Consider the following 23,681-nt stretch of genomic DNA (forward strand, 5'->3'; position numbering starts at 1 on the left):
AAGGCGCGCCCCGCGTTTTATGACTTAGTGCACCTCGCTTGCCCTGATCCCACAGGCCCGGAGCCACCATCGTGAAGACCTACAAACTCAACCCCACCCCCGGCTCGGCCTCGGGCCTGGACTTTGAGCGCGACCTCAACGACGAGCAGCGCCAGGTGGTCACCGCCGGCTCCGGCCCTCTCCTGGTCATCGCCGGCGCGGGCACCGGCAAGACCCACACCCTGACCTACCGGGTGGCGTACCTGGTCTCCAAAGGTGTGCCCCCCGAAAACATCCTGCTGCTGACCTTCACCAACCGCGCCGCCCGCGCGATGACCAGCCGCGCCAGCGCGCTGATCACCACCGACGTGACCCGCCAGTGGAGCGGCACGTTTCACTCCGTGGCCAACCGCGTCCTGCGCGAGCACGCCCCCCTTCTGGGCTACCCCAAAGACTACACGATCATCGACGGCGAAGACGCCCAGACCCTGATGAAGTCCTGCATCGCCGAGGCCGGCGTCGGCCACCTCGATCGCAAACTTCCCCGCGCCAGCATGCTCACGCGTCTTCTGAGCACCACCCTCAACACCGGCGTCTCCCTCTCCGACGCCCTCTTCGAGCGCTACCCCTACTTCGCGCACCTGGTCACGCCCATTGAGAAGATCCTCCACCTCTATCAGATCCGTAAAAAAGAGATGGGACTGATGGACTTCGATGATCTTCTCGTGGGCTGGCATCGCCTGCTCACAGAGCACCCCGAGGTTCGCCGTCACTACGCCGCGCGTTTTGAGCACATCCTCGTCGACGAGTACCAGGACACCAACCACCTCCAGGGTGCGATCGTCGACCTGATGGCGTCGGTGCATGGCAACCTCATGGTCGTGGGCGATGACTGCCAGTCGATCTATGCCTTTCGCGGCGCGAACTACCGCAACATCCTGGAGTTTCCCGAGCGCTACCCCGACGCCCGCCAGTACCGCCTGGAGATCAACTACCGCTCCACCCCGCAGATTTTGGAGCTGGCCAACCGCTCGATCCGCTACAACGTCCACCAGTTCCAGAAGACGCTGCGTGCCGACCGCCCCGAAGGCCCGATGCCCGCGCACATTCACCTGCGTGACCCCAACCAGCAGGCCGCCTTTGTCTGCCAGCGCATCCTGGAGCTCGTCGATGAGGGCACCGAGCTGAGCAACATCGCTGTGCTCTACCGCTCTCACCATCACTCGCTGGAGCTGCAGCTGGAGATGACCCGCTGCGAGATCCCCTTTGTGGTGCGCTCCGGGCTGCGCTTCTTTGAGCAGGCGCATATCAAAGACGCGCTCAGCTACCTGCGCTTTCTCTTTAACCCCCGCGACGAGCTGGCGTTTTTGCGTCTGGTGCGCCAGTGGTACGGCATCGGCAACAAACGCGCGCAGGATATCTGGCTCTTCTTGAGCTCGCAGCCCGACGCCCTGGCGGCGATCGACGATCCGGCGCTTCTTGGGAGCCTGGGCGGGCGCGCCAAAACCTCGTGGGAGCGCGCCTCGAAGTTGCTCAGTCGGCTTCGCTCCGACCGCCTGGCCACCGGCCCCGATCAACTTCTGGAGACGCTGCTCCAGAGCGAGTTCAAAGATCATATTCAGAGCACCTACGATCAGGCCGACAACCGCATCGCCGACCTGGAGCAGCTGGCCAACTACGCCGCGCAGTACGAGTCCCTCGACCATCTTCTTGGTGAGATCAGCCTGCTCTCGGGCATCTCCGGCCAGGAGATCGGTGTGGGGGAGGCGTTCGACGACCAGTTCGTCTGCTTGAGCTCGGTGCACCAGGCCAAGGGCCTGGAGTGGGACGCGGTCTTCATCCTCAGCTTGAGCGATGGGGAGTTTCCGCATCAGAGCGCCTCGCAAGATCAGGCGCAGATGGAGGAGGAGCGGCGTCTTTTTTATGTGGCGACCACCCGCGCCAAACGCGATCTTCACCTCTGTCACCCGCTCATCAAGACCACCCGCGACCGAACGCCTGTGGTGCTCCGCGAGTCGCCCTTCGTGCAGGAGCTTCGCGATGAGTCGCACGTCGAGCAGCGCCCGCTTCCCTGGGAAGACTGGAAGATCGAGGCGTAGAGCCACCACCTTGACACCCGCACGCGCGCCGCGCCACCTTAGCGCCACTCGCCGCGCCCGGATCGGTGCGCACTCTGAGTCGACACAACCTCGTACGCCTCGCCACACCGGGCCCCTTCTTCCCTCTGACCTGTGAGACTCCTATGGCCAACGCACCTCTACTCTCCGGCGCCCTGACTGCCCTGATCACGCCTTTTACACCCGCGGGTGAAGTCGACTTCGACGCCCTGCGCGCGCTGGTCGATCGCCAGATTGAAGGCGGCATCAACGGTCTCGTTCCCTGCGGGACCACAGGTGAGGCGGCCACGATGAGCGACGATGAGTGCGCCGCCGTCATCAAGGCGGTCGTCGAGCACGTCGATGGCCGCGTCCCGGTGGTCGCCGGCACCGGCTCCAACTGCACCGCCTCGACCATCGCGTTTACGCGCCGCATCGCCGAGGAGAACCCCGGAAAGATCGCCGCCGCCCTGGTCGTGACGCCCTATTATAACAAGCCGGGGCAGGCCGATATGATCCGCCACTTCGAGGCGGTCGCCAACGAGGGCGGCCTGCCCGTGCTCCTCTACAACGTGCCCGGCCGAACCGGGGTCTCGATGAGCGCCGACACCATCGTCGCGCTCTCGAAACACGCCAACATCATCGGGGTCAAGGAAGCCAGCGCCGACCTTGTGGTCGATACCGACATCGCCGCCCGCGTCGCCCCTGACTTCGCGCTCCTCTCCGGCGACGACTTTACCACCTTCCCCTTCATGGCCATCGGCGGCCACGGCTGCATCTCGGTGGTCTCCAACGTGAGCCCGGAGACGATGAGCACGCTCTGCAAAGCCGCCGCCGAGGGCAACTTCGAGCAGGCGCTGACGCTTCATCGCAAGCTCCAGCCCCTGGCACGCATCCTCTTCGAGCGCAGCAACCCCATCCCCGTCAAAGCGGCCGCGGCCGCGCTCGGGTGGTGCTCTCCCATGATGCGTGGCCCGCTCTATGCGCCCGATGAGGCTTTTGTGGCGCGACTTCGTCAGGCCCTCAACGACTTCGGGTTGGCATGAGCACGCACGCCATTCACATCGCCATCGTCGGGGCCGCCGGCCGCATGGGCACGCAACTTCTCGAGGAGGCGGCAAAGCTCGACGCGCTGAAGGTGAGCGCGGCGATTGTCGCGCCGCAAAGCGAGCACGTGGGCCAGCCGCTGGGACCGCAGGGGCTCATTGCCACCAGCGACCTCGACGCCATCACCGACGTAGACGTGATCATCGACTTCTCATCGCCAGCGGCCTGCGTGCAGGTCGCCGAACACGCCGCCGGCGCCGGCATCGCAATGGTCAGCGGCACCACCGGCCTGAGCGCCGAGCAGCACCAGGCGCTCGTTGTGGCTTCCGGCTCTATTCCGCTGATCCTGGCGGCCAACTTCTCGGTCGGCGTCAACCTGCTGGAGCACCTGGTGGAGCTCGCCAGCCGCGGCTTTGGCGGCGATGCGGACATCGAGATCTTTGAGGCGCATCATCGGCGCAAGGTCGATGCCCCCTCCGGCACGGCCTTGATGCTGGGGCATGCGGCAGCCCGCGGCCGCGACTGGAACTTAGAGGAGGTCGCCACCTGGGCGCGCGAAGGCCACACCGGCCCTCGCCCTGACGACGCGATCGGCTTTCAGGTGCTGCGCGGCGCCGACATCGTGGGTGAACACACCGTCTACCTCTGCGCCGCCGGCGAGCGACTGGAGTTGACCCACCGCGCCACCGACCGGGCGATCTTTGCCCGCGGTGCGCTTCGCGCCGCGCGCTGGCTCGCCGGCAAACCGGCCGGGCGCTACCAGATGCGCGACCTCCTCTTCGGCGACGCATAAGCCTCACTCACCCGGCCCGCAGCCTCACTGCCCCTTCCACTGCGGGTCGCGTTTTTCCAGAAACGCGCTGATGCCCTCGGCGGCATCTTCGGCCAGGGTGTTGATCGTGAGCTGGCTGTGCAGCGAGCGCAGCGCTTGCTCCAGGCTCATGTCTTCGGTGGCGTAGTAGGCCTGCCTCCCCAACCCCACCACCGCCGGGGAGTGCGCGGCCACGCGCTCCGCCAGAGCGCCGACGGCGTCGTCCAGATCAGCCGCGGCCACCACCTCATTGACCACGCCAAGCTCCAACGCGCGGGCCGCATCGACGCGATCACCGGTGAGCATCAGCTCCATGGCGTGCTTCTGCGAGAGCGAGCGCTGAATCAAGGCCGAGATCATCATCGGGAAGAGCCCCACCTTAACCTCCGGCGTGCCGAAGGTCGCATGATCTGCGGCCACCGCCAGGTCGCTGGCGAGCACCAGCCCAAACCCGCCGCCCAGCGCATGCCCGTTGACCCGGGCGATCAGCGGTTTGGGCGAGCGACGCATCGCCAGGATCAACTCCGCAAAGCGCCCGCGCGCTCTGTGCATCCCCAGCATCCCCCCTTCCGGAAGCTGGTCGCCCAGGTCGCCGCCGGCGCAAAACGCGCGCTCCCCTTCGCCGGTGAGCACGATCGCGCGCACGTCGGCATTGTCGGAGAGCTGTGCAAGTCCGGCGATAAGCCCCTCGACCACCCCGGCGCTCAGCGCGTTGCGCCGGGTCTGCCGGCAGATGGTCAGGCGCGCCACCTGCCCGACCTCGATCTTCACGTCATCAGATGCTTCGACCATCGTTGCCTCCCGGAAGTTGCGTCGCTGCTTTTAACTTCTCATTTCCAATGAGATCATTAGGGTGCCACCTGCGGCGAGCCTCTCCAAGCCTCGCCAGACCTCAACCTCTTGCCCCACGGAACGATCATGGACGACACCGCCTGGATTCGCGCCGAGATGCTGGTCCCCATCGCCCAGACCGACTCCCATGTGCTCTGGGAGCTTGGCGCCCTGGGTGTCGAAGTCCAGGACCGCGACACCTTTATGGAAGACGCCCCCTTCGCGCCGCTGCCCGATGGGATGAACCGCCTCATCGCCTTCTTCGACCAGGGCGAAGACGCCGTGGAGACGCTCTCGCAGAAGATCGTCAGCCGCCTCGACGGCGCGCAGCTCGTAGGCGTCGCCCCCTACAACGACCGCAGCTGGGAGACGGCCTGGATGCGTTTCTTTCGCCCGGTCCGCCTCTCGCGCCGCGTGGTCGCCGGCCCCCCCTGGGAAGAGCTGGAGACGCCCGAAGGCGGCATGACCATCACCATTGAGCCGGGCATGGCCTTTGGCACCGGCACCCACGAGACCACCCAGCTCTGCGCAGCGATGCTCGATGAGCTCCTCGACGCCCGCACCTCCCCCACCGTGCTCGACGTGGGCTGCGGCTCGGCGATCCTCTCCATGTTGGCAAGCGGCCTGGGCGCAGGCCACGTCGTCGGCGTCGACGTGGACGCCACCGCCGTGGAGGTCGCAAAAGACAACCTGCGCGCCAACGGGTTTAGCGACGCGCAGATCGCCCTCTCGACCACCCCGCTGGCCCGGGTCGAAGGCGACTTCGACCTGGTGGTGGCCAACATCCTGGCGCATATCCTGCTGGGGATGCGCGACGATCTTCTAAGCCACGTCGCCCCCGGCGGCGACCTGCTGCTCAGCGGCATCCCCGACTTTGAGAAAGATCGCCTCATCGAAGCCTTCACCGAGCCCGGCTTCACGCTCATCGAGGATCGCCAGCGCGGCGAGTGGGTGGCCTTGAATCTGCGCCGGGAGGGGTGATGCGACGCGTCCCCCTGGCACCCGAGCGCTTCGACGCGCTCGACACCCCGGCACAGCGCGAGCGCTTTTCGCTCCCGGCCGAGGCGGCCCACTACGTGCGCACCGTGCTGCGCCTGGCCGCGGGCGCGCGCATCGAGCTCTTCGATGGCAGCGGGCGCCTGGCCCGCGCCACGCTCATCACCTCGGCCGCCGATGAGGTCATCGCCGAGGTGGAGCCCCCGCGCGTCAGCGAGCGCGGGGAGTCGTCGGTGGAGTGGGTGCTCTTTCAGGCGATCCCCAAAGGCGACCGCTGGGAGTGGTTGTTGGAGAAAGCCACCGAGCTTGGCGTCGACGCCATCGTGCCCCTCACCACGCGCCGCGGTGTGGTGCAGCTCTCCGAGGATCGTTTTGAGAAGAAGCGCGCGCGCTGGGAGAAGATCATCGCCGGGGCCGCCCGGCAATGCCGTCGCGCGAAGATCCCGACGTTGCATTCGCCGCTGACGCCCTCGCGCGCGCTGAGCGACCACCCCTGCGACACCTACCTTGTGGCGCACCTTGGCGAGGGTATGACCGGGGTGCAGCAAGCCCTTGACCAACGGGCGTCCGAGGGCGACGCCATCGCTCGGGCCGGCTTGTGGGTGGGGCCCGAGGGTGGGTTTGAAGACGCCGAGGTCGACGCCATCTTAAACGCCGGCGGCACCCCCATCACCCTGGGCCCGCGCGTGCTGCGCGCGGAGACCGCGGGAATCACCCTGCTCACGCTGGCTCAGAACGCCCTGGGCGAGCTCTAAGACCGCCCAGAGCCGGCAAGCGCCCCTGCGTTTAGAGCGCGATGAGCTCGCCAATCCCCCGCGCCAGCTCGCCGATCACATCGATCTCGTTGGAGAGGTGGCTGACCGTGTTGCACGTCACCACCCGCTCGACGCCGGCGCCGCGCAAGATCTGGTAGGCATCGCCCACAAAGAGCGCGTGCACGCCCACGCACACCGGAGGCTTGAGCCCGGCCTCGCGCAAAAGCCGCACGGTCTCGACCATGGTGCGTCCGGTGGAGATGATGTCATCGAGAATCACCGGGGTCTGGTCGGTCCAGGGCGGAAGCCCCGCGCCGGTGACCTGCACGTCGCGGTCACCGTGGCGGATCTTATCCATGATCACCGAGGGCAGACCGGCGCGCTGCGCCACCGCGCTGACCCACTGGAAGCTCTCCTCATCGGGCCCCACCACAAGCGGGCGCTCCACGTTCTCGGCGATCCAGCGCGCGATCGGGCCCGCGCTCTCGGCGACCTTGCTGGGGATCGCGTAGCACTCGTCCAGACTCTGGTAGCGATGCAGGTGCGGATCGATGGTCACCAGCCAGTCAAAACTCCGCGAGATGAGCGACCCGAAGTACTGACTGGTCAGCCCCTCCCCGGGCTCAAAGCGCGCGTCCTGGCGCATATAGGGAAGGTAGGGCGTGGCCAGGCCAATCGACGCTGGCGAGAGCTCGCGGGCGGTCTCGGCCAGAAAGAGCGCCGGAAGGATGCGGGCGTTGGGTCGCACCAGGTTGGCCACAATGATCACGTGACGGTCGGCCACCTCCGAGTCGATGCGCACATAGGTCTCCTCGTCGGGAAACGCGCGCACCTCCACGCGGGCAAGCTCCGCGTCCAGGTGGGCTGCGACATGCTCGGCCAGGGGGCGATCGGAGGGCGCGGCAACAATCAGGGCTTTCATCGGTCTGAGCTCTCCCCGGGAGCACGCAACGCAACGCCGCGCACACCCGTCGAAGCAAGGGAGCTCTCGCCATGAGGCTCCCACATCGTTGAGACTTCTACGGGCAAAACCGTCGGCGACTTTAACACCACGGCAACGCTCACCCAACCCTTAATCGCCGCCGGGCTTCGATGCTGTGATCACGTCTTCAAATCACTATAGTGAGCCGAGAACTTGCCAGCGGCCTCCCCCAGACCATCTTTGTTGACGGTCGGCTTGATCTGGCCGCTGTGGATGTCCTGCTCCAACCCTCGCACCAACCTTTGGGGGCCTGCCCCCCACGATGGATACCTGATGAATGACGCGACGATCCGGCGACTTCTGCCCTCCGCGCTGCTTTTTGCGACCGGCCTTGTGCTCACGCTCAGCGCGCTGCCGCCGGCGGCCGAGGCGCAGATTTACGTGTATCCGCGCCGCCCCAACCAGTCCAACGTGCGCTACTTCGACTTCGAGTGGTACCACGTCGACATCCTGGTGGGACCGGAGGCGGACCCCTCCGACGCCGACCGCCTCGACTCCCCGCGCGGCCCCTACGACGGGCCGCTTCAGCTAAGCCCGTCGACCTCCAAACAGGCCCCGCGCCTGGACTTCGGGCGGCCTGGCTTCGGCGACGCCCGTCCTCCCGTGCTGGCCGACGAAGACGCCTCACTCAACCCCGCCGACGACTTCCCGGACCCGGCCACCGACACCGCCACCGAGCCCCCCGAGATCGAGCTTCCGGCCGAACGTGAGGCGCGCAAGAAGCGCCGGAACACGCCGTCTCCGGAGTTTCCCGCCTCCACCCTCGATGAGCGCTCCGGCGGCGTGCGGCTCTACTTCTATGAGCGAGAGCGCGAGGTCGCCGAGCGGGCCGCCGCCTACATCGAGCGCAGCTACCGACGGCTGGCGCACGACTTCAACTACGTGCCCACGCGCACCCTCCCCTACATCCTCTACAACTCCTACCAGGAGTTTTTGCAGACCAACATCTTCCCCCTCCAGGAGGGGGTGCTCGGGGTGACCAGCCGCCGCGGCGACCTCAAACTTGTGCTCCCCTACTTCGGCGACCACCGCCTCTTTGAGCACGTCTCCTCCCACGAGATGGTTCACCAGTTCACCATCCAGAAAGCCCAGGATGTGGCCAAAAACGCCGGCGTAAGCGGTGATCCTCTCGACCGCATGCCCCTGTGGTACATCGAAGGCATGGCCGAGTATTATTCGCTCGAAGGGCTCGACCCCGAGACCGAAATGCTCGCCAGGGATCTGCTGCTTAATCCCGATCCCGAGCGCGGCTACGTGATGCTCGACTTCTTCGAAGACCGCCCCTACAGCGGCCTGTGGACCTACAAAATCGGTCAGACCCGCGTGGCCTTCCTCGAAGAGACCTATGGCGAAGGCACCCTCCAGGACATCCTGGAGGCCTCCCACCGACTGCTCGGCGGGCGCAACACCGAGGTTGAGCCTGTCTCCTTCCGCGGACTTCTGGCCGAGGTCACCGGCGATGATGCGCGCACCATCTCGGCGCGTTTTGAGAGCTGGCTCAAACAACGCTCCTACAAAAGTTTCTTAAACAGCGGGCAGGACGCCCCGGACCTGAGCATCTACACCGAAACCGAGGGGGTCATGCAGACGATGACCACCTCGCCAGACGGTTTTTTGATGCTCTACCGCGCCATCGCCACCGACACCGGCCAGGTGCGCCTCTACCTCAACGATGTGCGCGACCCCGAGCAGCATGTGCGCGTGGCCGCTGACGGCACTCCGGGCGTGGAGTCGCTTCACCCGGTCGGGCCGCGCACCTTCGATGTGCGCGACGACCGCCTCGTCTTCGTCGCCCGCGCCAACGGCCGCGATGTGCTCTACATCCAGGAGATCGAGAATGAGGTCGAGCGCACGCAGAATGGCGATGGCGAAAACACCGGCTGGAACGTCGACCTGGACCTCGGCAAACGCCGCGCCTTTGAGCTTGGCCGCGAAGGGCTGCTCGCCGCCGAGTCCCCCTCCTTCTCCCCCGACGGTCGGCGCGTGGCGTTTATCGGGTTGGACGACGACGGCCAGAAAGACCTCTACCTCTTTGAACCTCTCGAAGGTGACGACTACACGCTGCGCCGTCTCACCCGCGATCTCTACGCCGAGCGCGGTGTAAGCTGGGGTCCCTCCGGCATCGTGTACACCTGCGATGCCACCGACCACCGCTACTACAACCTTTTTGAGATCTCCCCGGCCCCCGGCGCCCGCCCCCGTCGCCTGACCCGCGAGGCCCGCGACCACATCGCGCCGCGCGCGCTGGAGGACGGCCGCGTCTTCTTCACCGCCTATGACTCGGGGCGCGCCAACCTCTACCAGGTCGGCGAGGAGGGGCTTACGCGCCGCACCGACATCGTCACCGGCCTCTTTGATCTTGCGCCCGGCCCCGGAAACACGTTGTGGGCCGTCTTTCATCACCGTGGCCAGCGCCGGCCCGCGCGCATCCAGGAGCAACGCCTCCTCGACGTCGGCCTCCCCGCGTCGCAGGCCCCTTCGGCCACGACCGATGTGCCCGCCCTTCCCAGCCGCTCCATCGAAGGCGCGGAGCGCTACAGCGCAGCGACCTTCAAAAACTGGGAGCTCGCCAACGTCTTCGGATTGCTCGGCGCGAGCAGCTCCGGGCTCTATGGCCAGCTGATGCTCCTGACCAACGACCGCCTTCGCAACCACGCGGTCTTCGTCAACGTGCTGGCCTTTGGCGACCTCAACAACACCCTGGCCGACCTGACCTACCTCAACCAGGAGCGACGCCTGATCTGGGGCACGGGCATCTTCCAGGACGTGCGCTACCGCGTCGAAGACACCCTCCCGGACACCCCGCGCTTTCTCTCGGGAGAGCGCTTCTACGGCGGGCGCGCGACGCTGCGCTACCCGCTTAACCGCTTCGCCTTTGTGCAGGGGGAGCTGGCCCTGGGTGGTGTCTCCTACTTCCTGACCGAAGGTTCCCAGAACCTGCTGCTCAACGAAGATCTGGCCACCCCGGATGTGGGGCGCCTGGAGCGCTGGGCCGGGCGCTACGAAGGCCCGCGCTTTCAAACCTCACCATCGTTGAGCATCGGCTACAACACCATCCGCTACCACCCGGGCACGGGGCCGCTGTCAGGAGGCTCGATCCTGGCGGAGACCACCGTCGATGTGCAGCCCTTCCAGGATGAAGTTCACGGCTCGGTGCGCGTCGACGCGGAGCGCTACTTCCCCATCTACGGTCGCATCAACCTCTCGCTGCGCGCCGCCGCCGGGACCACCTACGGCGGGCAGCTCGCCAGGCAGTTCTACCTCTCCAGCTTCGATACGCTGCGCGGGGTGGAGTTTGGCGACATCGACTACCTGCTCGGCAGCACCTTCGGCTTTCTGAAGACCGAGCTGCGCTTTCCGCTCAACTTCCTGCTGCGTGTGCCGCTGATCGACATCGAAGGGCTGGTGGGCGCCGACTTCGGCGGCACCGGTCAGGATCTCGAAGACCTCTGGCGCTGGCGCGCCTTCTCGCCGGTGGCGGGCCTGAACTTCGGGCTGGGGCCGCTGGTCTTCCGGCTGCACTTTGCCAAACCCATCGACATCGGCGCCCCTCGCCTGCCCCGCGACGGGCAGTGGATCACCAACTTCTCGCTGGGCTGGCGCTACTGGTAAAACAATTCCCTGCCGCCGGCCTTAGAACCAACGCCACGCTTGACGCTGCGCGTAATCTACAGCTAAAACTTGACAAGTTGTCCTCGTTCAGTCCTGTACGGAGGTTCATCCTTGTCAGATCCCATCGAGATCCTGGAGCGTCGGCTCAAGGCGGTCCTCGATCGTGAGCAGGACACCACCGGGCTCCACTTCTTCTGTCAGATTGGTGGGAACTACGACGATCTGGGTATTGTCACCCTTCAGATCTCGGGTGCCGGGCGTCTTCTGCTGAGTTGGCGCCTCGACGATGAGAGCCCCGATCTGTGGAGCCTGACCCTCTCCGAAGACGACACCCGCCGCTTCATTGCGATGCTCCTGGAGCATCCCTTCTGGACGGCGAGCCCGGCCCGGCGCCCGCGCCGCGACGATGAGACCAACGTGCACTTTCGCATCTGCGACCAGACCGTGGCCACCTACAAAGGGGTGCAGTTCTGGAGCGGCGATTTTGACGAATTCCCGGTGTTGCGCACCCTCACCTGGCGCATCTGCCGTATCATCGACCGGGTCAGCGAGGGTGAGATCGATCTGGACGATCTTCAGGCCGCCAGCGCGTGAGACCCTTTTACCGCAACATCTTCGGGGGATGCCTTCTCGGCGTGCTCTGCCTTGCCGGCTGCGAAGCGAAGCCTTTGCCCGAGGTCGATCGCGACGCCATCGAGGCGCGCATGCGCACCGAGCAGCAGGCCCTCAACGAGGAGCGCGCCGCGCTCGATGAAGAGGTCACCGAAGCGCTCGATGAGGCCGCTCAAGAGGTGCAAGAGGCCATTGAGCGCGCCGACGACATCGACGAGTCGACCTTCACCTTCGACGACTAACCCGTCGAGCTCCGGCCGCGCGAGGTCTCAGCGATTTAAGGCCGATGCAGCCACGCCAGCGTCTCAATATGGCGTGTGCGTGGGAACATATCGAAGAACTCCAGCCCCTCCACCTGCCAGCCTCCCTCACTCAGCACGCCGAGATCTCGGGCCATGCACCCGGGATCGCAGGCCACGTACACCACGTTGGGGATCGGGTTGTCGGCGGCGGCCAACCACCGGGCTGCCTCCAGCGCCCCGTCCCGCGGTGGATCGAGCAGCACGGCATCAAAGTCCGAGGCGACCACCGCGTCAAAGCTCCTCGCCGCAAAAAGATCTGCCCGCGCAAAGCTCAGATGCCCCAGGCCGGCCTCGCTCGCCATCGCCTGCGCGGCGCGCACCGTCTCGGGGCTCCCCTCCAGGCCGTAGAGCGCGTCGAGCTGCCCGGCCAGCGCGAACGAGAAGTTGCCCGCGCCGCAGAAGAGCTCCAGCACACGCCGACCTCCCAGCTCCGAGAGCAAGGCCGCGACACGCTCCACCAGAAGCGCGTTGACCTTCGGGTTGCTCTGACGAAATTGCCCGGCGTCGAGCGTGAAATGCCCCTCGCCCGGCACCTTCGCCACCACCTGACTTGCGTCCACCTCCACCCGCCCCAGATCGACTGCGGCTTCACCGGCCGGCCGCACGCGAAGCCCGCGCACCGCGGCGTCTTGCTCCACATCTCGACCCAACGCGTCGAGCGCGGTCGCACTCGGCGCGGTGTCGCGCTCGAGCATCACCGTGATCACGACCTCATCGTGACTCGCCGTCTCGATGAGCACCTCGGCCGCACCCAGCGCGCCCAGGCGGGCCTGCCACTCGGAGGCGACCTGGCGCACAGACGGCATCGCCACCTCACATCCCCCTCCCACCTCAATGAGGCGCTTGCCCTCCGCGCTGTAAAACCCAAACCCGGACTCGCCATCGCGTTGATGCATGCGCACCCGCGAGCGGTAGCCCTGGATCTCCGGGGAATGGCGTAGCTCAGGCTCGGGAAGTGCCACGCCAGCGATGCGCTTCATCGCCTCATACGCGGCCTGAGCCTTCCAGGCGAGCTCCTGCTCGGGCCGCACATGCCAGAACTGACACCCTCCGCAACCCTTTGAAAAATAAGGACATTCAGACACCACACGATGTGGCGAATCGACCCCACGGGAGAGCACCCGGGCCCGCGCCCAGCGCTTTTTATCGCGCGTGAGTTCCACGTCCACCACGTCTCCCGGCAGCGCGCCAGGCACAAAACAGACCCGACCGTCGGGGAGCTCCGCCACACCGTCTCCTCCCTGAGCGATCTCGCGCACCTTCAGCGCCTGATAACGGGCTCTCGCCATCTTCGTACCTCAACCTGCGTGCTGCTCCGGACGCAACGCCGCAACATCGCGCGCCCGGGGCCTCGGGGCCACTGTGGGGCGCGTGTCGCGTGGTCACCTCGAATCGGATGTTAGAAGGTGCTCTCCAGCGCCTTACGAAGCGTGCGGTCGTCGACGGCCGGTGAGCTGGTCTCGCGGTCTTTGCCGCCGCCCTCGGCCGGCGCCTCGACCTCGTCGTTGACGAACTCAAAGTCCTGCACTTGCCCCAGGCGCTCAGCTTCGGCCAGACGACGGGCCAGCTCGCGCGCCTCAAAGGAGACGTACGCGCCGTGCATCGCCGCCGCGCTTACCACGTTGCCCATATCGAGCGGCGTCGTCGGAAGCTGCGGAACCTCCGCCTCAGCGGCGGCCCCCTGCTCGGTGACGGTCGCCTCGGTGGGTGGGTCACCGCCGGCCATCAGCGCGGCGATCATAAGCACCACCAGGGCCGCCCCTGCGCCCACGACCATCATGGTGCGACGGCGCTCCTCCCGGGCCGGTGCCGCGTCCAGCACCGCGCTGAACTCCTCGGAGGCCGTCGCCGGCCCGCGATTCACGCTGAGCTCCGCAGAGGCCGGAGGCGATGACGCGTTCGCTGTGTCGGAGGCGCCCGGCGCGGGCAGCGTGTCCAGAAACTCCCGGGCGCTGCTCAGGGGAAAGGCTGGCAGCGCGTTGGCCATATCAGTCTGGCCAAACGCGTCGATCTCACGAGCCGGTCGCTCCTGGGAGATCGAAGCCTCCGAGTTCGCCCGGGCGTCCAGAGTCTGCGAGATGTCCGGCGCGTCGCGGATCCAGGCCTGCAGCGCGATCGGGTCGACCTCCTCCGCGGGAACATTCGCCAGCAGCTCCGGTCCAAAGTCCTGCGCGCGGATCACCTCCAGGCGCGCCACCACTTCCTCCATCGACCCGGGCCGCTCGTCGGGGCGCTTGGCCAGCATGCTCAACACCAGCTCATCGAGGGCCGGAGGCACGCTGTTGAGCCCGGGGATCGAAGAGAGCGGGCGGGCCGGCTCGTTGAGGTGTTTGACCGCAAAGCCCATCTGCGTCGAGGCGTGAAAGGGCAGGTTTCCGCTGATCAGCTCGTAGAGCATGACCCCAATCCCGTAGATATCGGCCGCCGCCCCGACCACATCACCACGGGCCTGCTCCGGGCTCATGTACGCCGGTGTGCCCCAGAGGGTGCCGGACTGCGTCATGGTCTCGGCGCGGTTGTGTTTGGCGATGCCGAAGTCGATAAGTTTAGGAAACTCGCGGTTCTCCTCAACCTTGAGCAGGTAGATATTTTCGGGCTTCAAATCGCGGTGAATCACATCCTGGGCGTGCGCCTCACCTAGCACCCCGCAGATGGGCGGGATGATGTCGAAGACCTCGCGGTAGGTCACAAAACGGTAGGCCAGCCGGTCGGCCAGGCTCTCACCATGGAGCAGCTCCATGACCATGTAGAAGTGGCCGTCGGAGGTCTGACCGAAGTCAAAGAGCCGCACCGCGTGCGGATGCTTGAGGTTGGAGATGACCCGCGCCTCGTACATGAAGCGCTTTCGGATCCCCTCGTCGCGGGCAAAATCGACCTTGAGCAGCTTGAGGGCCACGTCGGTCTCAAAGTCCAGGCGGCGCGCGCTGTAGACCGCGCCCATGCCGCCCTCCCCGAGCTTTTTGTAGATCTGAAAACGCCCGTCGAAGATCGAGCCTATCAGGGGATCTTCGAGGTCTTCGAGCCCCGTCTCAATGAGGCGAGCGCCGTCGTCCGGGCATACCTCGAGCGCGGTGCTGAAGGTGCGGCCGCATTGCCAGCAGACCTTCTCGCGCACGGAGCTTGTCGGGTCGTGTTCGTCGGTAGAAGCCACACACGTCTCAGATAGGCTTGGGCAGGGTCCCACGCGAGGGCCGCACGGGGGGCTCCGAGGCTCGGAGCACAACATCATGGCAATATAGGAGAAGCCCCCACAGGGGGCAATCACCCTTCGGTCCTCACCGGGTGCAGGCGTGGTTGTCAGATCGTCTGCTACCTCGTAGAGTTCGGCCAGATTTTCTGCGCACTTTCTTAACCTGACTGCTGTGGTTGAACGAACGCTGATGCTGCCATCATTCCGTCTTCTCGCTTCCGGGGGAAGCCGTCTGAGTCTGGGCGCGCTGACCGTGGTGGCCGTGAGCCTCTCGTCGCCCCTCTCGGTCCGGGCGCAGGCGCCCGCCCCGGCTCCTGCTCAATGCCCCGACTACGTCATCCCGGATCAGCAAGAGGATCCGCGGGTGTTGACCCTGCACGGGGTGTCTTGCTTTGAAGCCGGCGACTTTGAGCGGGCGTTGCATTATTACCTTCGCGCCTACGCCCGCAGCCCGGAGCCGCTTTTGCGGGGAGCGATCGGGCGCTCACTGCATGAGCTGGGCATCTACGGCCCGGCCCGCCAGTTTTATCAGGATTATCTCGACAGCCCGGCGGCCGACGCCTCCGGCGCGCAGCGCATCCGCGAGCGCATCGATCAGCTCGACGCGACCCTCGCCGCCGACGCCGCCGCGCTGGAGGTTCGCAGCTCGCCGCCGGGCGCGCGCGCCCACCTGGTGTTGGAGAGCGGGGAGTGGTTTGAGCTGGGTCCGACCCCTGTGACGACTCGGCTGCGCGAGGGGCATTACGAGGTGGCGATCACGCGCGAGGGCTACCAGACCCGACGCGTCAGCACTCGGGTTGACGCCAACGCTCAAGCGGTAGTCGAGCCCACGCTTGTGGCGGATGCCGCGGCCTTCGATGTGAGCGCGGCCGGCTGGCGGCGCGGTGCGCTCTGGACGCTTGCGGCGAGTACCCCGGTGGCGGCGGCAGGCACAGCGATGCTCGTGCTCAGCGCGCAGGACACCGCGGCGGCCCGCGACGCCGCGCGCCAGTATGATGACCCAGGTGAGTTGGAGCGACGTCGTAGGGAGCTTCTGGAGCGCTCCGATGACCTGCGCACCTGGGGGACCGTCACCACGGTAGCCGGCGCGGCAGGCATCCTCACCGGCGTGGTCCTTTATCTGAGCGCCAACCGCCTCGCCAGCCCGGGAGGTGGGTCCGATGGCGAGTCGCAGGCTGGCTTGCGTGTGCAGCCGGAGCTGGGTGCCAACTACGCCGGCGTGCGCGTTCACTTCTGACGCGCCCGCTCAGGTGGAATCGCCGCCCGCGTCGTCGGGCGTGCCATAGCCACCACCTCCCGGCGTCTCGATGATCAGGCGATCCCCCGCCTCGACCTCCACGCTGACCTTTCCCTCCAGCACGTCTTCGCGACCGGTGCGCGCGCGAACCAGGCGCGTCGCGCCGCAGACCCCGGGCGCCCCGCCCTCCAGTCCGTAAGGGGCAAAGCGCCGGCGCTCGGCCATCACGCTGACCGTGGCCGCCGCCTCAAAGATCATCTCCCGAACCACGCCCTCGCCACCTCGGTACCTTCCCGCCCCGCCGGAGCCTTCCCGCCGGGCGTAACGCACCATGCGGATCGGATAGGCATGCTCCAGCGCCTCCACCGGCGTATTGAGCGTGTTGGTCATGTGCGTGTGCACCGCCGACTGCCCCTCCCAGCCCGGCCCGGCCCCCGCACCGCCGGCGATCGTTTCGTAATAGGCGAAGGGCCGGCCACCGTGGCGAGGATCATCGCCCCCAATCGTCAGGTTGTTCATCGAGCCGCAGGAGGCCGCCGGGATACGCCCGGGCAACGCCAGGGCCAGCGCGCCGAAGACCACATCGACGATGCGCTGGCTCGTCTCCACATTGCCCAGCGCCACCGCCGCCGGATAGCTCGCGTCGACCACCGTGCCCGCTTCGGTCAACACCTCGACGCAGCGCATGTACCCGCCGTTGGAAGGAAGCTCCGGCGGCGCCAGGCAGCGGAAGCAATAGAGCGCCGCTGAGACCGCCACCGCCCTCGGCACATTCAGTGGCCCACGCACCGCCGGCGCGCTGCCCCGAAGATCCACTGTGGCGCGGCCATCCTCAATGCGCAGGTCGCAATGGATGCGGATCGCGCCGCTCCCAAGCCCGTCATCATCGAGCGCATCTTCATAGGACCAGCGCCCCTCGCCCACCTCGCGCAGCACCTCGCGCATAAAACGCTCGCTATGCGCCTGCAGCGCCCGGCAGGAATCGAGCACGTCCTTACCGCGCCGCTCCAGCTCCGCTTCAAGCCTGGCCACACCGCGCAGATTCGCGGCCAGCTGAGCCTGGAGATCACCTCGACGCTCCTCCGGCGTGCGGCTGGCCGAGGTGATCGCCTCCATCACGTCCTCATCAAAGACCTGCGGTCCCAGCCGGATCCCCTCCTCATCGATATGTTCAGAGAGGCCCATGCTGCCCGGCCACCTGCCGCCCACGTCGGCGTGGTGCGCGCGGTTGGCCACCACAAACGCAAGCTCACCGGCGCCGTCAAAGACCGGTGAGACCAGCGTGATGTCCGGCAGGTGCGTGCCACCGGCGTAAGGGTCATTGAGGATGATATGCTGCCCGGGCTTCATTGGCAGCGTCTCCAGCGCGGCGGCCACGCTCATCGGCGCCGACCCCAGATGCACCGGGATATGCGCGGCCTGCGCCACCATCTCGCCAGCCCCGTCAAAGATGGCACACGAGTAGTCGCGACGCTCTTTGATGTTCGGCGAAAAGGCCGAGCGCATCAGCACGACGCCCATCTCTTCGGCGATCGAGGCAAAACGGTGCCGCTCAAGCTCCAGGGTGATCGCGTCCATTAAGGCTCCCGCTCCAGAATCAGATGTCCCCGACTCACAACCACCTCCCAGCCCGGGAGCACCACCGTGGTGGCGCTGTACTCGGTGAGGATCACCGGCCCTTTGATGCGCTGGCCTTCGGCCAGCCAGGCCCGTTCGACCACCCGGGCGGCTTGAGGCCCCTCCCCCATGTCGAGCATCACCTCGTGGGCCGCTGCCAGCGCTTCGGCGTCGCCCCGAGGCGCGGCCGCATCAAGCGTCGGCGCATCGTTGAGGCTCGCGCTCAACCGCAAGCCCACAAGCTCCACCTCGCGGTCGGCGCGATAACCGTAGAGACGCTCATGCTCCTCTTCAAAGCGCTCGCTCGGGTCACTCAGCTCGTGGCGTTCTGCGGCCCAGTCCACGGGCACCACCACCTCGAAGCTCTGCCCCTGGTAGCGAAGCCCTGCCTCCCAGCGAAGATCGATCGCGGCACCCTGCGCATCTCCGAGCGCCACCCGGGCCCGGGCCTCGCTCTCGTCGAGAAGTTCGCGCAGCGAGCCAACATCGGCGAGCACGTCGTGGAGCGGGCGCAGCACGGTGCGGCGGTAGTAGCGCCGGCGTTTCGCCCCCAGCATCCCTCGGGCCGAGAGCAGGCCGGGGTTCTGCGGGATGAGCACCCGCCGCATCGAGAGCGCCTCAGCCAGGCGGCAGGCATGCAGCCCGCCGGCTCCGCCGAACCCCACCAGGGTGTAGTCGCGGGGATCTCGCCCGCGCTCCAGGCTCACCACCTTGAGCGCGCGGGCCATCGCGGCGTCGGCGATAGCCAGCACCCCGCGGGCGACCTCCTCGGGTGGCGTCTCAAGCTCGTCAGAGAGCCGCTCCAGCGCCTCGCGGGCCGCCGAAGCATCCAGGGTCATCTCGCCACCTAAGAAGCGGTCGGAGCGCAGCGTTCCGAGCGCGAGATGCGCGTCGGTCACCGTCAGATCCTGCCCCCCGCGTCCGTAACATGCCGGCCCCGGGCTCGCTCCGGCGCTGCGCGGCCCCACCCGCAACGCCCCGCCCGCGTCACGGTACGCGATCGATCCCCCGCCGGCGCCCACGGTCACGATATCGATGACGGGAACGACCATCGAGAGCCCGTCGACCTCCGCGTCTTCCCGGACCTCCAGCTCGCCGTCGACCAGGCTGACATCGGTGGAGGTGCCGCCCATATCGAGCGTGATGATCGTCTCCAGGCCCACCTCCCGGGCGGCCTGAAGCGCTCCGACCACCCCGCCGGCCGGCCCCGAGAGCACCGTGTGCACGGGCTGCTCAGCCGCAAAGGCAACCTCCGCCCGACCACCGTGCGAGAGCAGCACCTCCACCCCACGCGCGCCCTCAAGCCGCTCCTGAAGTCGCCGCAGATAGCGCGCCATCAGCGGCCCCACGTACGCATTCACACTCGCGGTGCTCGCCCGCTCAAACTCCCGAAACGCCCCGCTGATCTCGTGACTTGCGCTCACATGCCAGCCGGCGGCGTGCGCGCGAAGCGCGCGCGCAAGGCTCGCCTCATGCGCCGGGTTCGCCCAGGCGTGCAGCGTGCAGATCGCCACGGCCTCCACATCGAGGGCCTCAACCTCGGCCACCACCCGCGCGATCTCCGCCTCACACAACGGCTCGACCACCTCACCGGCGGCCGAGAGGCGCTCCCGCACCCCGATCACGTCGGCGCGCGCCACCACAGGCTCGGGCATCGTCACGTGCAACGCGTAAAGATGTGGCCGAGCCTGCCTCCCGAGCCAGAGCACATCCTCAAAGCCCGCCGTGATCACACACGCCACGCGCGCCCCGCGGCGCTCCAGGAGCGCGTTGGTCGCCACGGTGGTCCCGTGCACCACCTCGTAGGGCCGCTCGCCAGGGCCAAGAAGCGCCTCGACCCCGTCGCCGATCGCCTCAGAGGGATCGGCCGGGGTCGAGAGCAGCTTATAGACCCGGAGGCGACCATCGCCGCCCGGCATCACCACATCGGTAAACGTACCACCGGTGTCGACGCCGAAGCGGCTGGCCTCCGTGGGCCTGGTCATGATGCTACCTCCAGCTTTAGTCCCTTAAGGGAAGACGCCGCGCTCCACATAGACCGCGTTGATGCGCTGAATCGCCACGGCCAGCGCCGCGGTGCGGTTGTCGACGTCATTGGCGCGCGCAAACGCCCGCATCTCCTGGTAGGCGCTCTTCATCATGAAGTGCAGGCGGCTGTCGACCTCCTGAAGCTGCCAGGACTCCGAGCGCTTATTCTGAATCCACTCAAAGTACGAGACAACCACACCGCCAGCGTTGGCCATCATATCGGGGATCACCTCGATGCCCCGCTCGGCCATCACGCGCTCACCGCCCAGGGTGGTCGGGCCGTTGGCCGCCTCCACCACCACGCGGGCTTTGAGCTTGCGCGCGACTTCTTCGGTGACCTGAAGCTCCAGGGCGGCCGGAATGCAGATGTCGCACTCCACCTCCCAGAACTCATCCGACGTGATTGTTTTGGCGCCCGGATAGCCCGCCACTCCGCCATGCTCGGCGACGTGCTCGACGAGTTTACGCGGGTAGATGCCATCGGGGTTATAGAGCGTGCCGGTGTGGTCTTCGACCGCCACCATCACCGCGCCCAACCGCGAGAGGATCTGCGCGGTGTGGCTTCCCACGTTACCAAAGCCCTGCAGCGTGTAGGTGCAACCATCGAGGCGGAAGCCGTGCTCGTCGGCCCACTCCTGAATGCAGTAGACCACGCCCTGGCCGGTGGCCTTCTCACGGCCGACGCTACCGCCGGAGTTGAGCGTCTTGCCGGTGACAATCCCGCGCTGCGCGTTCTTATCGTTGGCGTTATGGGTGTTCATGTAGGTGTCCATCATCCAGACCATCGTCTGGCTGTTGGTGCCCACATCCGGCGCCGGGATGTCGTACTCCGGGCCGATATTGTTGCCCAGGTCGTGCGTAAAGCGACGGGTGATGCGCTCCAGCTCGGTCTGGCTGTACTTGCTCGGGGTGAGGCGAATGCCGCCCTTGGCCCCGCCAAACGGCACGTTGAGCAGGGCGCATTTGTAGGTCATCAGCGCGGCGAGTGCTTTGACCTCTTCGAGCGTCACCTCGTGGTGATAGCGGATCCCGCCCTTGTAGGGGCCTTTGATGTTGTTGTGCTGAATCCGGTAGCCGGTAAAGAGCTCGTAACTTCCGTCGTCCATGCGCACCGGGAAGTTGACGATGACCTCGTTTTTGGGCTGGCTCAAGATCAGGCGCACGTGGTCCTCAAGCGGCGCCGCGTCCATCGCCCGCTGGAGCTGAGCGAGGTGAACCTCAAAGAAGTTCTCCGCAGCAGCGGGGCTGGTCTGGGCCGCCTTCACAGAAGCCGGTGCCGTCGCCTCAACGACGTCGGGTGCGTCGGGTTTCTTGCTCATCGCAGGACCTTAATTTGGGACGTAGATGAAGAGCCAGAGTCACGTGCCACGACGTGACTTCAGCAGCGGATGGTCGCTCCGGAAAGGGGCTGCACAACGCTTACCGGACGCGATCGGATTAACAGCGCCACAGGGGAGCGTCAAGCGCTGGAGACGACGCGATGCGTCATCCCCGACCTGCCGAATCGCCTTACTCGGTGCGGTCTTCCGCGCTTTGCTCGGAGTCGGCCGCGGGGACCTCCGGCGCATCCTCGCCCGCAGGCTCCGCATCACCATCGGAAGTCCCATCGCCAGGCACGCCGCCCTCCGGCGGTACCGGCGCGAGATCGGGTTTCAACTCGCCCGCGTCGCGCTCCACCGGGCCTTCAAACCCGAGGATATCGCCGGTGTTTGAGACCTCGTACACCACATCCAGCGCGACCTCGCCGCGGGGCACGCGCAGGGTGACCTCGGCGCTGCTGAAATCCTGAGGCGTCACCGCCACCACACCCGCCGGCGTCACGCCCAAACCCTGCAACGCGGCGACGCGCTCACCGAACTCCTCCAGGGAGGTGCCGTAGAGCTCCGACTCCGCCGCCACATAGCGGCGGGCCTGCTCGACGCGGCCGTTGGCCACGTCGCGGTGGAAGCGTTGCGCCAGCATCGCGGCGGGCTCGTCGGCCAGGCTTCGCGTCACCCGGGTCACCTCCCAGGCGCTCACGCCGTAGACGGGCTCAGCGCCTTCCCCACCGTGGTAGGCCACCTCCAGGCTGATCTGAAGCGCGTGCGAGGCGCTCGGCTCGGCAACGCGCGTGGTCATCTCCCAGACCACCTCGCTCTGGTCGTCGTTGCGCGAGAGCAACGTCACGCCGAGGGGCGTGGGCATCCCCTTCTGCAGATCCTCGGTGTGCGGCTCAAAGGCACGGCGCACATCCTCGACTTCGAGCTCCTGCTTTGCGCTGGCGTCGAGCGCGGCGTAGGCGCTCTCGTAATCCTGCTCACGAAGATCGACCACAAACCCGTAAGCGTGCTCCTGAGCCCCCTCGGCCACCAGCGCGAGTTCTTGAAACTCGCCACAGCAGGAGACGGCCTTAAACGCTCCGAAGCCGGCCAGCACCGCGCCGATCAACACGATCACCGCGCAGCCGATCGCGCTGAACTTCAGCACTTTATTGAACGTGCTCGAGCCCTGCTCTCCACCCGAAAAATCTTCCATCGTCCCGTCTCCTGCCGAAGATCGTATCTGACGCTACCGCGAACCTCGCAACCGGAGAGGACCATACGCAAATCCGCGCGTGTTGTCCTCCCCGGCAGCCTCAATCCCATCGTAACTTAACGAGGCGGCGCTTCGCCCCGAGCCCTCAGCGGCCTCGCCCGTCGAGCACCCGTGAGACCAGCGCTCCAAGCCGCCCGGGGGGGCGCAACAGCGCCACCTTCGGCCCCGGGCTCACGCGCAGCACGCAGCCCTCATCCGGCGCAAAGAGCTCGCCATCGAGCACCCAACCCGAGGGCGCATCGAGCACCAGCTCATCAAGCGCGGCGGCGCGCCCGGCCCCCTCTCCGACCGACTCCAAAAGCTCCGGTTTGAGCCCCTGGCTGACCAGCGCGCGGGTGGGAATGTGCGCCCAGATCGCGGGCTGCGCGGCGGGGTTGCGAAGCCCGTACCAGGTGCGCTCCAGAGAGGTCGCCACCACCGAGCCCTGATGCATCTCCACAACAGCGCGATCCACACGCATCCGGGCGGCCACATCCTGGCCCTGCGTCTCGCGCAGGGTATCGGAGGCCAGCCGCGCCACCGCGCTGACCAGCCGCCCTGCCCCCTTCTGAGCCTCGCGCTGCGCCCGCCGCGCCCGATACACCCAGCCCGCCCCGAAGCTAAACCCGTAGCGCGCCCCGCCGAGGGTGCTCGCGCTGACCTTGAGCGTCGGCGTCATCTGCACCGGCCACTCCGCGGCCTCGCTCAGAGCGCGCGCCGCCCGAGCGGGCTTCATCTCTGCGCCCAGGGCCTCCCCCACCACCGAGGCCCCCTGCGGCCCACAGGGCCACACACGCATCCCGCTGGCCACCAGGCTCACGTCACCGAGCAGCGCGCTGATGGCTCGACCCACCAGCGCGTCGTCGCCATAGACCGCCAGCAACTCCACCCCGTCGGCGGCCAGTTCGTGAAGCTGCGCGCCAACTTCGGCGCGATCGTCTCCGAGCGCGATCACCCGTCCCGCGCCAAAATAGCGACGCGCGTCATCCAAAAAAAAGCCGCCCGAAAGGACGGCGTACGTTGCTACACTCAT

Annotated in this window: 18 protein-coding genes; 9 read left to right on the forward strand and 9 right to left on the reverse strand. The window is 66.9% G+C overall.

Translation table 11 applies throughout. From position 1 onward, the window contains the following. Window positions 1–71: 71 nt before the first annotated feature. The 3 genes from FRC96_RS13040 to dapB all read left to right on the forward strand — a co-directional run bounded on the left by FRC96_RS13040 (window position 72) and on the right by dapB (window position 3,915). Window positions 72–2,078: an ATP-dependent helicase gene (locus tag FRC96_RS13040; RefSeq protein ID WP_146974920.1), complete on the forward strand. Its 2,007-nt coding sequence runs from the start codon at window positions 72–74 to the stop codon at window positions 2,076–2,078. 143 nt (window positions 2,079–2,221) lie between these two features. Further along, complete coding sequence (gene dapA / locus FRC96_RS13045) at window positions 2,222–3,121, forward strand: 4-hydroxy-tetrahydrodipicolinate synthase (protein WP_146974921.1); 900 nt, start codon at window positions 2,222–2,224, stop codon at window positions 3,119–3,121. Continuing rightward, window positions 3,118–3,915, forward strand: a complete 798-nt coding sequence (gene dapB, locus FRC96_RS13050; RefSeq protein ID WP_146974922.1) for a 4-hydroxy-tetrahydrodipicolinate reductase — start codon at window positions 3,118–3,120, stop codon at window positions 3,913–3,915. The genes dapA and dapB overlap by 4 nt, the downstream gene beginning before the upstream one ends. A gap of 24 nt (window positions 3,916–3,939) precedes the next feature. Here dapB and FRC96_RS13055 read toward each other — a convergent pair whose 3' ends face one another. Next, window positions 3,940–4,725, reverse strand: coding sequence for an enoyl-CoA hydratase/isomerase family protein (locus tag FRC96_RS13055; RefSeq protein WP_146974923.1), 786 nt, complete (start codon window positions 4,723–4,725; stop codon window positions 3,940–3,942). A 126-nt stretch (window positions 4,726–4,851) separates the two neighbouring features. On the opposite strand from FRC96_RS13055, the gene prmA reads away from it, so the two are divergent. Then, a complete protein-coding gene (prmA, locus tag FRC96_RS13060) occupies window positions 4,852–5,745 on the forward strand; it encodes a 50S ribosomal protein L11 methyltransferase (protein ID WP_146974924.1) in 894 nt (297 codons plus the stop codon). Further along, window positions 5,745–6,515, forward strand: a complete 771-nt coding sequence (locus FRC96_RS13065; protein ID WP_146974925.1) for a 16S rRNA (uracil(1498)-N(3))-methyltransferase — start codon at window positions 5,745–5,747, stop codon at window positions 6,513–6,515. The genes prmA and FRC96_RS13065 overlap by 1 nt, the downstream gene beginning before the upstream one ends. 31 nt (window positions 6,516–6,546) lie before the next feature. Here FRC96_RS13065 and FRC96_RS13070 read toward each other — a convergent pair whose 3' ends face one another. Then, complete coding sequence (locus FRC96_RS13070; protein ID WP_146974926.1) at window positions 6,547–7,437, reverse strand: ribose-phosphate pyrophosphokinase; 891 nt, start codon at window positions 7,435–7,437, stop codon at window positions 6,547–6,549. Between the two features lie 333 nt (window positions 7,438–7,770). Here FRC96_RS13070 and FRC96_RS13075 point away from each other — a divergent pair, with 333 nt between their 5' ends. The 3 genes from FRC96_RS13075 (at window position 7,771) to FRC96_RS13085 (ending at window position 11,963) form a co-directional block, all read left to right on the forward strand. Next, entirely contained in the window at window positions 7,771–11,109 is a 3,339-nt protein-coding gene (locus FRC96_RS13075) for a tolB protein precursor protein (protein ID WP_146974927.1), read from the forward strand. A 111-nt stretch (window positions 11,110–11,220) separates the two neighbouring features. Beyond that, window positions 11,221–11,703, forward strand: a complete 483-nt coding sequence (locus FRC96_RS13080) for a hypothetical protein (protein ID WP_146974928.1) — start codon at window positions 11,221–11,223, stop codon at window positions 11,701–11,703. Continuing rightward, entirely contained in the window at window positions 11,700–11,963 is a 264-nt protein-coding gene (locus tag FRC96_RS13085; RefSeq protein WP_146974929.1) for a hypothetical protein, read from the forward strand. The genes FRC96_RS13080 and FRC96_RS13085 overlap by 4 nt, the downstream gene beginning before the upstream one ends. Before the next feature lie 35 nt (window positions 11,964–11,998). On the opposite strand, the gene rlmD is transcribed toward FRC96_RS13085, so the two are convergent. Continuing rightward, a complete protein-coding gene (gene rlmD / locus FRC96_RS13090) occupies window positions 11,999–13,312 on the reverse strand; it encodes a 23S rRNA (uracil(1939)-C(5))-methyltransferase RlmD (RefSeq protein WP_146974930.1) in 1,314 nt (437 codons plus the stop codon). A gap of 110 nt (window positions 13,313–13,422) precedes the next feature. Further along, window positions 13,423–15,174 (reverse strand): serine/threonine protein kinase, encoded by a 1,752-nt coding sequence (locus FRC96_RS13095; protein ID WP_230470220.1) that lies wholly within the window; start codon window positions 15,172–15,174, stop codon window positions 13,423–13,425. A 229-nt stretch (window positions 15,175–15,403) separates the two neighbouring features. On the opposite strand from FRC96_RS13095, the gene FRC96_RS13100 reads away from it, so the two are divergent. Further along, a complete protein-coding gene (locus FRC96_RS13100; protein WP_146974932.1) occupies window positions 15,404–16,450 on the forward strand; it encodes a PEGA domain-containing protein in 1,047 nt (348 codons plus the stop codon). Between the two features lie 9 nt (window positions 16,451–16,459). Here FRC96_RS13100 and FRC96_RS13105 read toward each other — a convergent pair whose 3' ends face one another. The 5 genes from FRC96_RS13105 to FRC96_RS13125 all read right to left on the reverse strand — a co-directional run bounded on the left by FRC96_RS13105 (window position 16,460) and on the right by FRC96_RS13125 (window position 23,681). After that, a complete protein-coding gene (locus tag FRC96_RS13105) occupies window positions 16,460–18,028 on the reverse strand; it encodes a hydantoinase B/oxoprolinase family protein (RefSeq protein ID WP_146974933.1) in 1,569 nt (522 codons plus the stop codon). After that, the gene (locus tag FRC96_RS13110) at window positions 18,028–20,052 is read right to left on the reverse strand and encodes a hydantoinase/oxoprolinase family protein (RefSeq protein ID WP_146974934.1); all 2,025 of its coding nucleotides are present in this window, start codon (window positions 20,050–20,052) and stop codon (window positions 18,028–18,030) included. The genes FRC96_RS13105 and FRC96_RS13110 overlap by 1 nt, the downstream gene beginning before the upstream one ends. Before the next feature lie 24 nt (window positions 20,053–20,076). Continuing rightward, entirely contained in the window at window positions 20,077–21,414 is a 1,338-nt protein-coding gene (locus FRC96_RS13115) for a Glu/Leu/Phe/Val family dehydrogenase (RefSeq protein ID WP_230470221.1), read from the reverse strand. Between the two features lie 190 nt (window positions 21,415–21,604). Beyond that, window positions 21,605–22,609 (reverse strand): hypothetical protein, encoded by a 1,005-nt coding sequence (locus FRC96_RS13120; protein ID WP_146974935.1) that lies wholly within the window; start codon window positions 22,607–22,609, stop codon window positions 21,605–21,607. Between the two features lie 145 nt (window positions 22,610–22,754). Next, window positions 22,755–23,681, reverse strand: a complete 927-nt coding sequence (locus FRC96_RS13125) for a hypothetical protein (protein ID WP_146974936.1) — start codon at window positions 23,679–23,681, stop codon at window positions 22,755–22,757.

It is taken from the genome of Lujinxingia vulgaris (assembly GCF_007997005.1).
GTDB lineage: Bacteria > Myxococcota_A > Bradymonadia > Bradymonadales > Bradymonadaceae > Lujinxingia.

Bases quoted from the DNA above. Each gene is read 5' to 3' on its own strand.
- dapA (WP_146974921.1), top strand. From the start codon at position 2,222: ATGGCCAACGCACCTCTACTCTCCGGCGCCCTGACTGCCCTGATCACG.
- dapB (WP_146974922.1), top strand. From the start codon at position 3,118: ATGAGCACGCACGCCATTCACATCGCCATCGTCGGGGCCGCCGGCCGC.
- FRC96_RS13055 (WP_146974923.1), bottom strand. From the start codon at position 4,725: ATGGTCGAAGCATCTGATGACGTGAAGATCGAGGTCGGGCAGGTGGCG.
- prmA (WP_146974924.1), top strand. From the start codon at position 4,852: ATGGACGACACCGCCTGGATTCGCGCCGAGATGCTGGTCCCCATCGCC.
- FRC96_RS13065 (WP_146974925.1), top strand. From the start codon at position 5,745: ATGCGACGCGTCCCCCTGGCACCCGAGCGCTTCGACGCGCTCGACACC.
- FRC96_RS13070 (WP_146974926.1), bottom strand. From the start codon at position 7,437: ATGAAAGCCCTGATTGTTGCCGCGCCCTCCGATCGCCCCCTGGCCGAG.
- FRC96_RS13075 (WP_146974927.1), top strand. From the start codon at position 7,771: ATGAATGACGCGACGATCCGGCGACTTCTGCCCTCCGCGCTGCTTTTT.
- rlmD (WP_146974930.1), bottom strand. From the start codon at position 13,312: ATGGCGAGAGCCCGTTATCAGGCGCTGAAGGTGCGCGAGATCGCTCAG.
- FRC96_RS13100 (WP_146974932.1), top strand. From the start codon at position 15,404: ATGCTGCCATCATTCCGTCTTCTCGCTTCCGGGGGAAGCCGTCTGAGT.
- FRC96_RS13105 (WP_146974933.1), bottom strand. From the start codon at position 18,028: ATGGACGCGATCACCCTGGAGCTTGAGCGGCACCGTTTTGCCTCGATC.
- FRC96_RS13110 (WP_146974934.1), bottom strand. From the start codon at position 20,052: ATGACCAGGCCCACGGAGGCCAGCCGCTTCGGCGTCGACACCGGTGGT.
- FRC96_RS13115 (WP_230470221.1), bottom strand. From the start codon at position 21,414: ATGAGCAAGAAACCCGACGCACCCGACGTCGTTGAGGCGACGGCACCG.
- FRC96_RS13120 (WP_146974935.1), bottom strand. From the start codon at position 22,609: ATGGAAGATTTTTCGGGTGGAGAGCAGGGCTCGAGCACGTTCAATAAA.
- FRC96_RS13125 (WP_146974936.1), bottom strand. From the start codon at position 23,681: ATGAGTGTAGCAACGTACGCCGTCCTTTCGGGCGGCTTTTTTTTGGAT.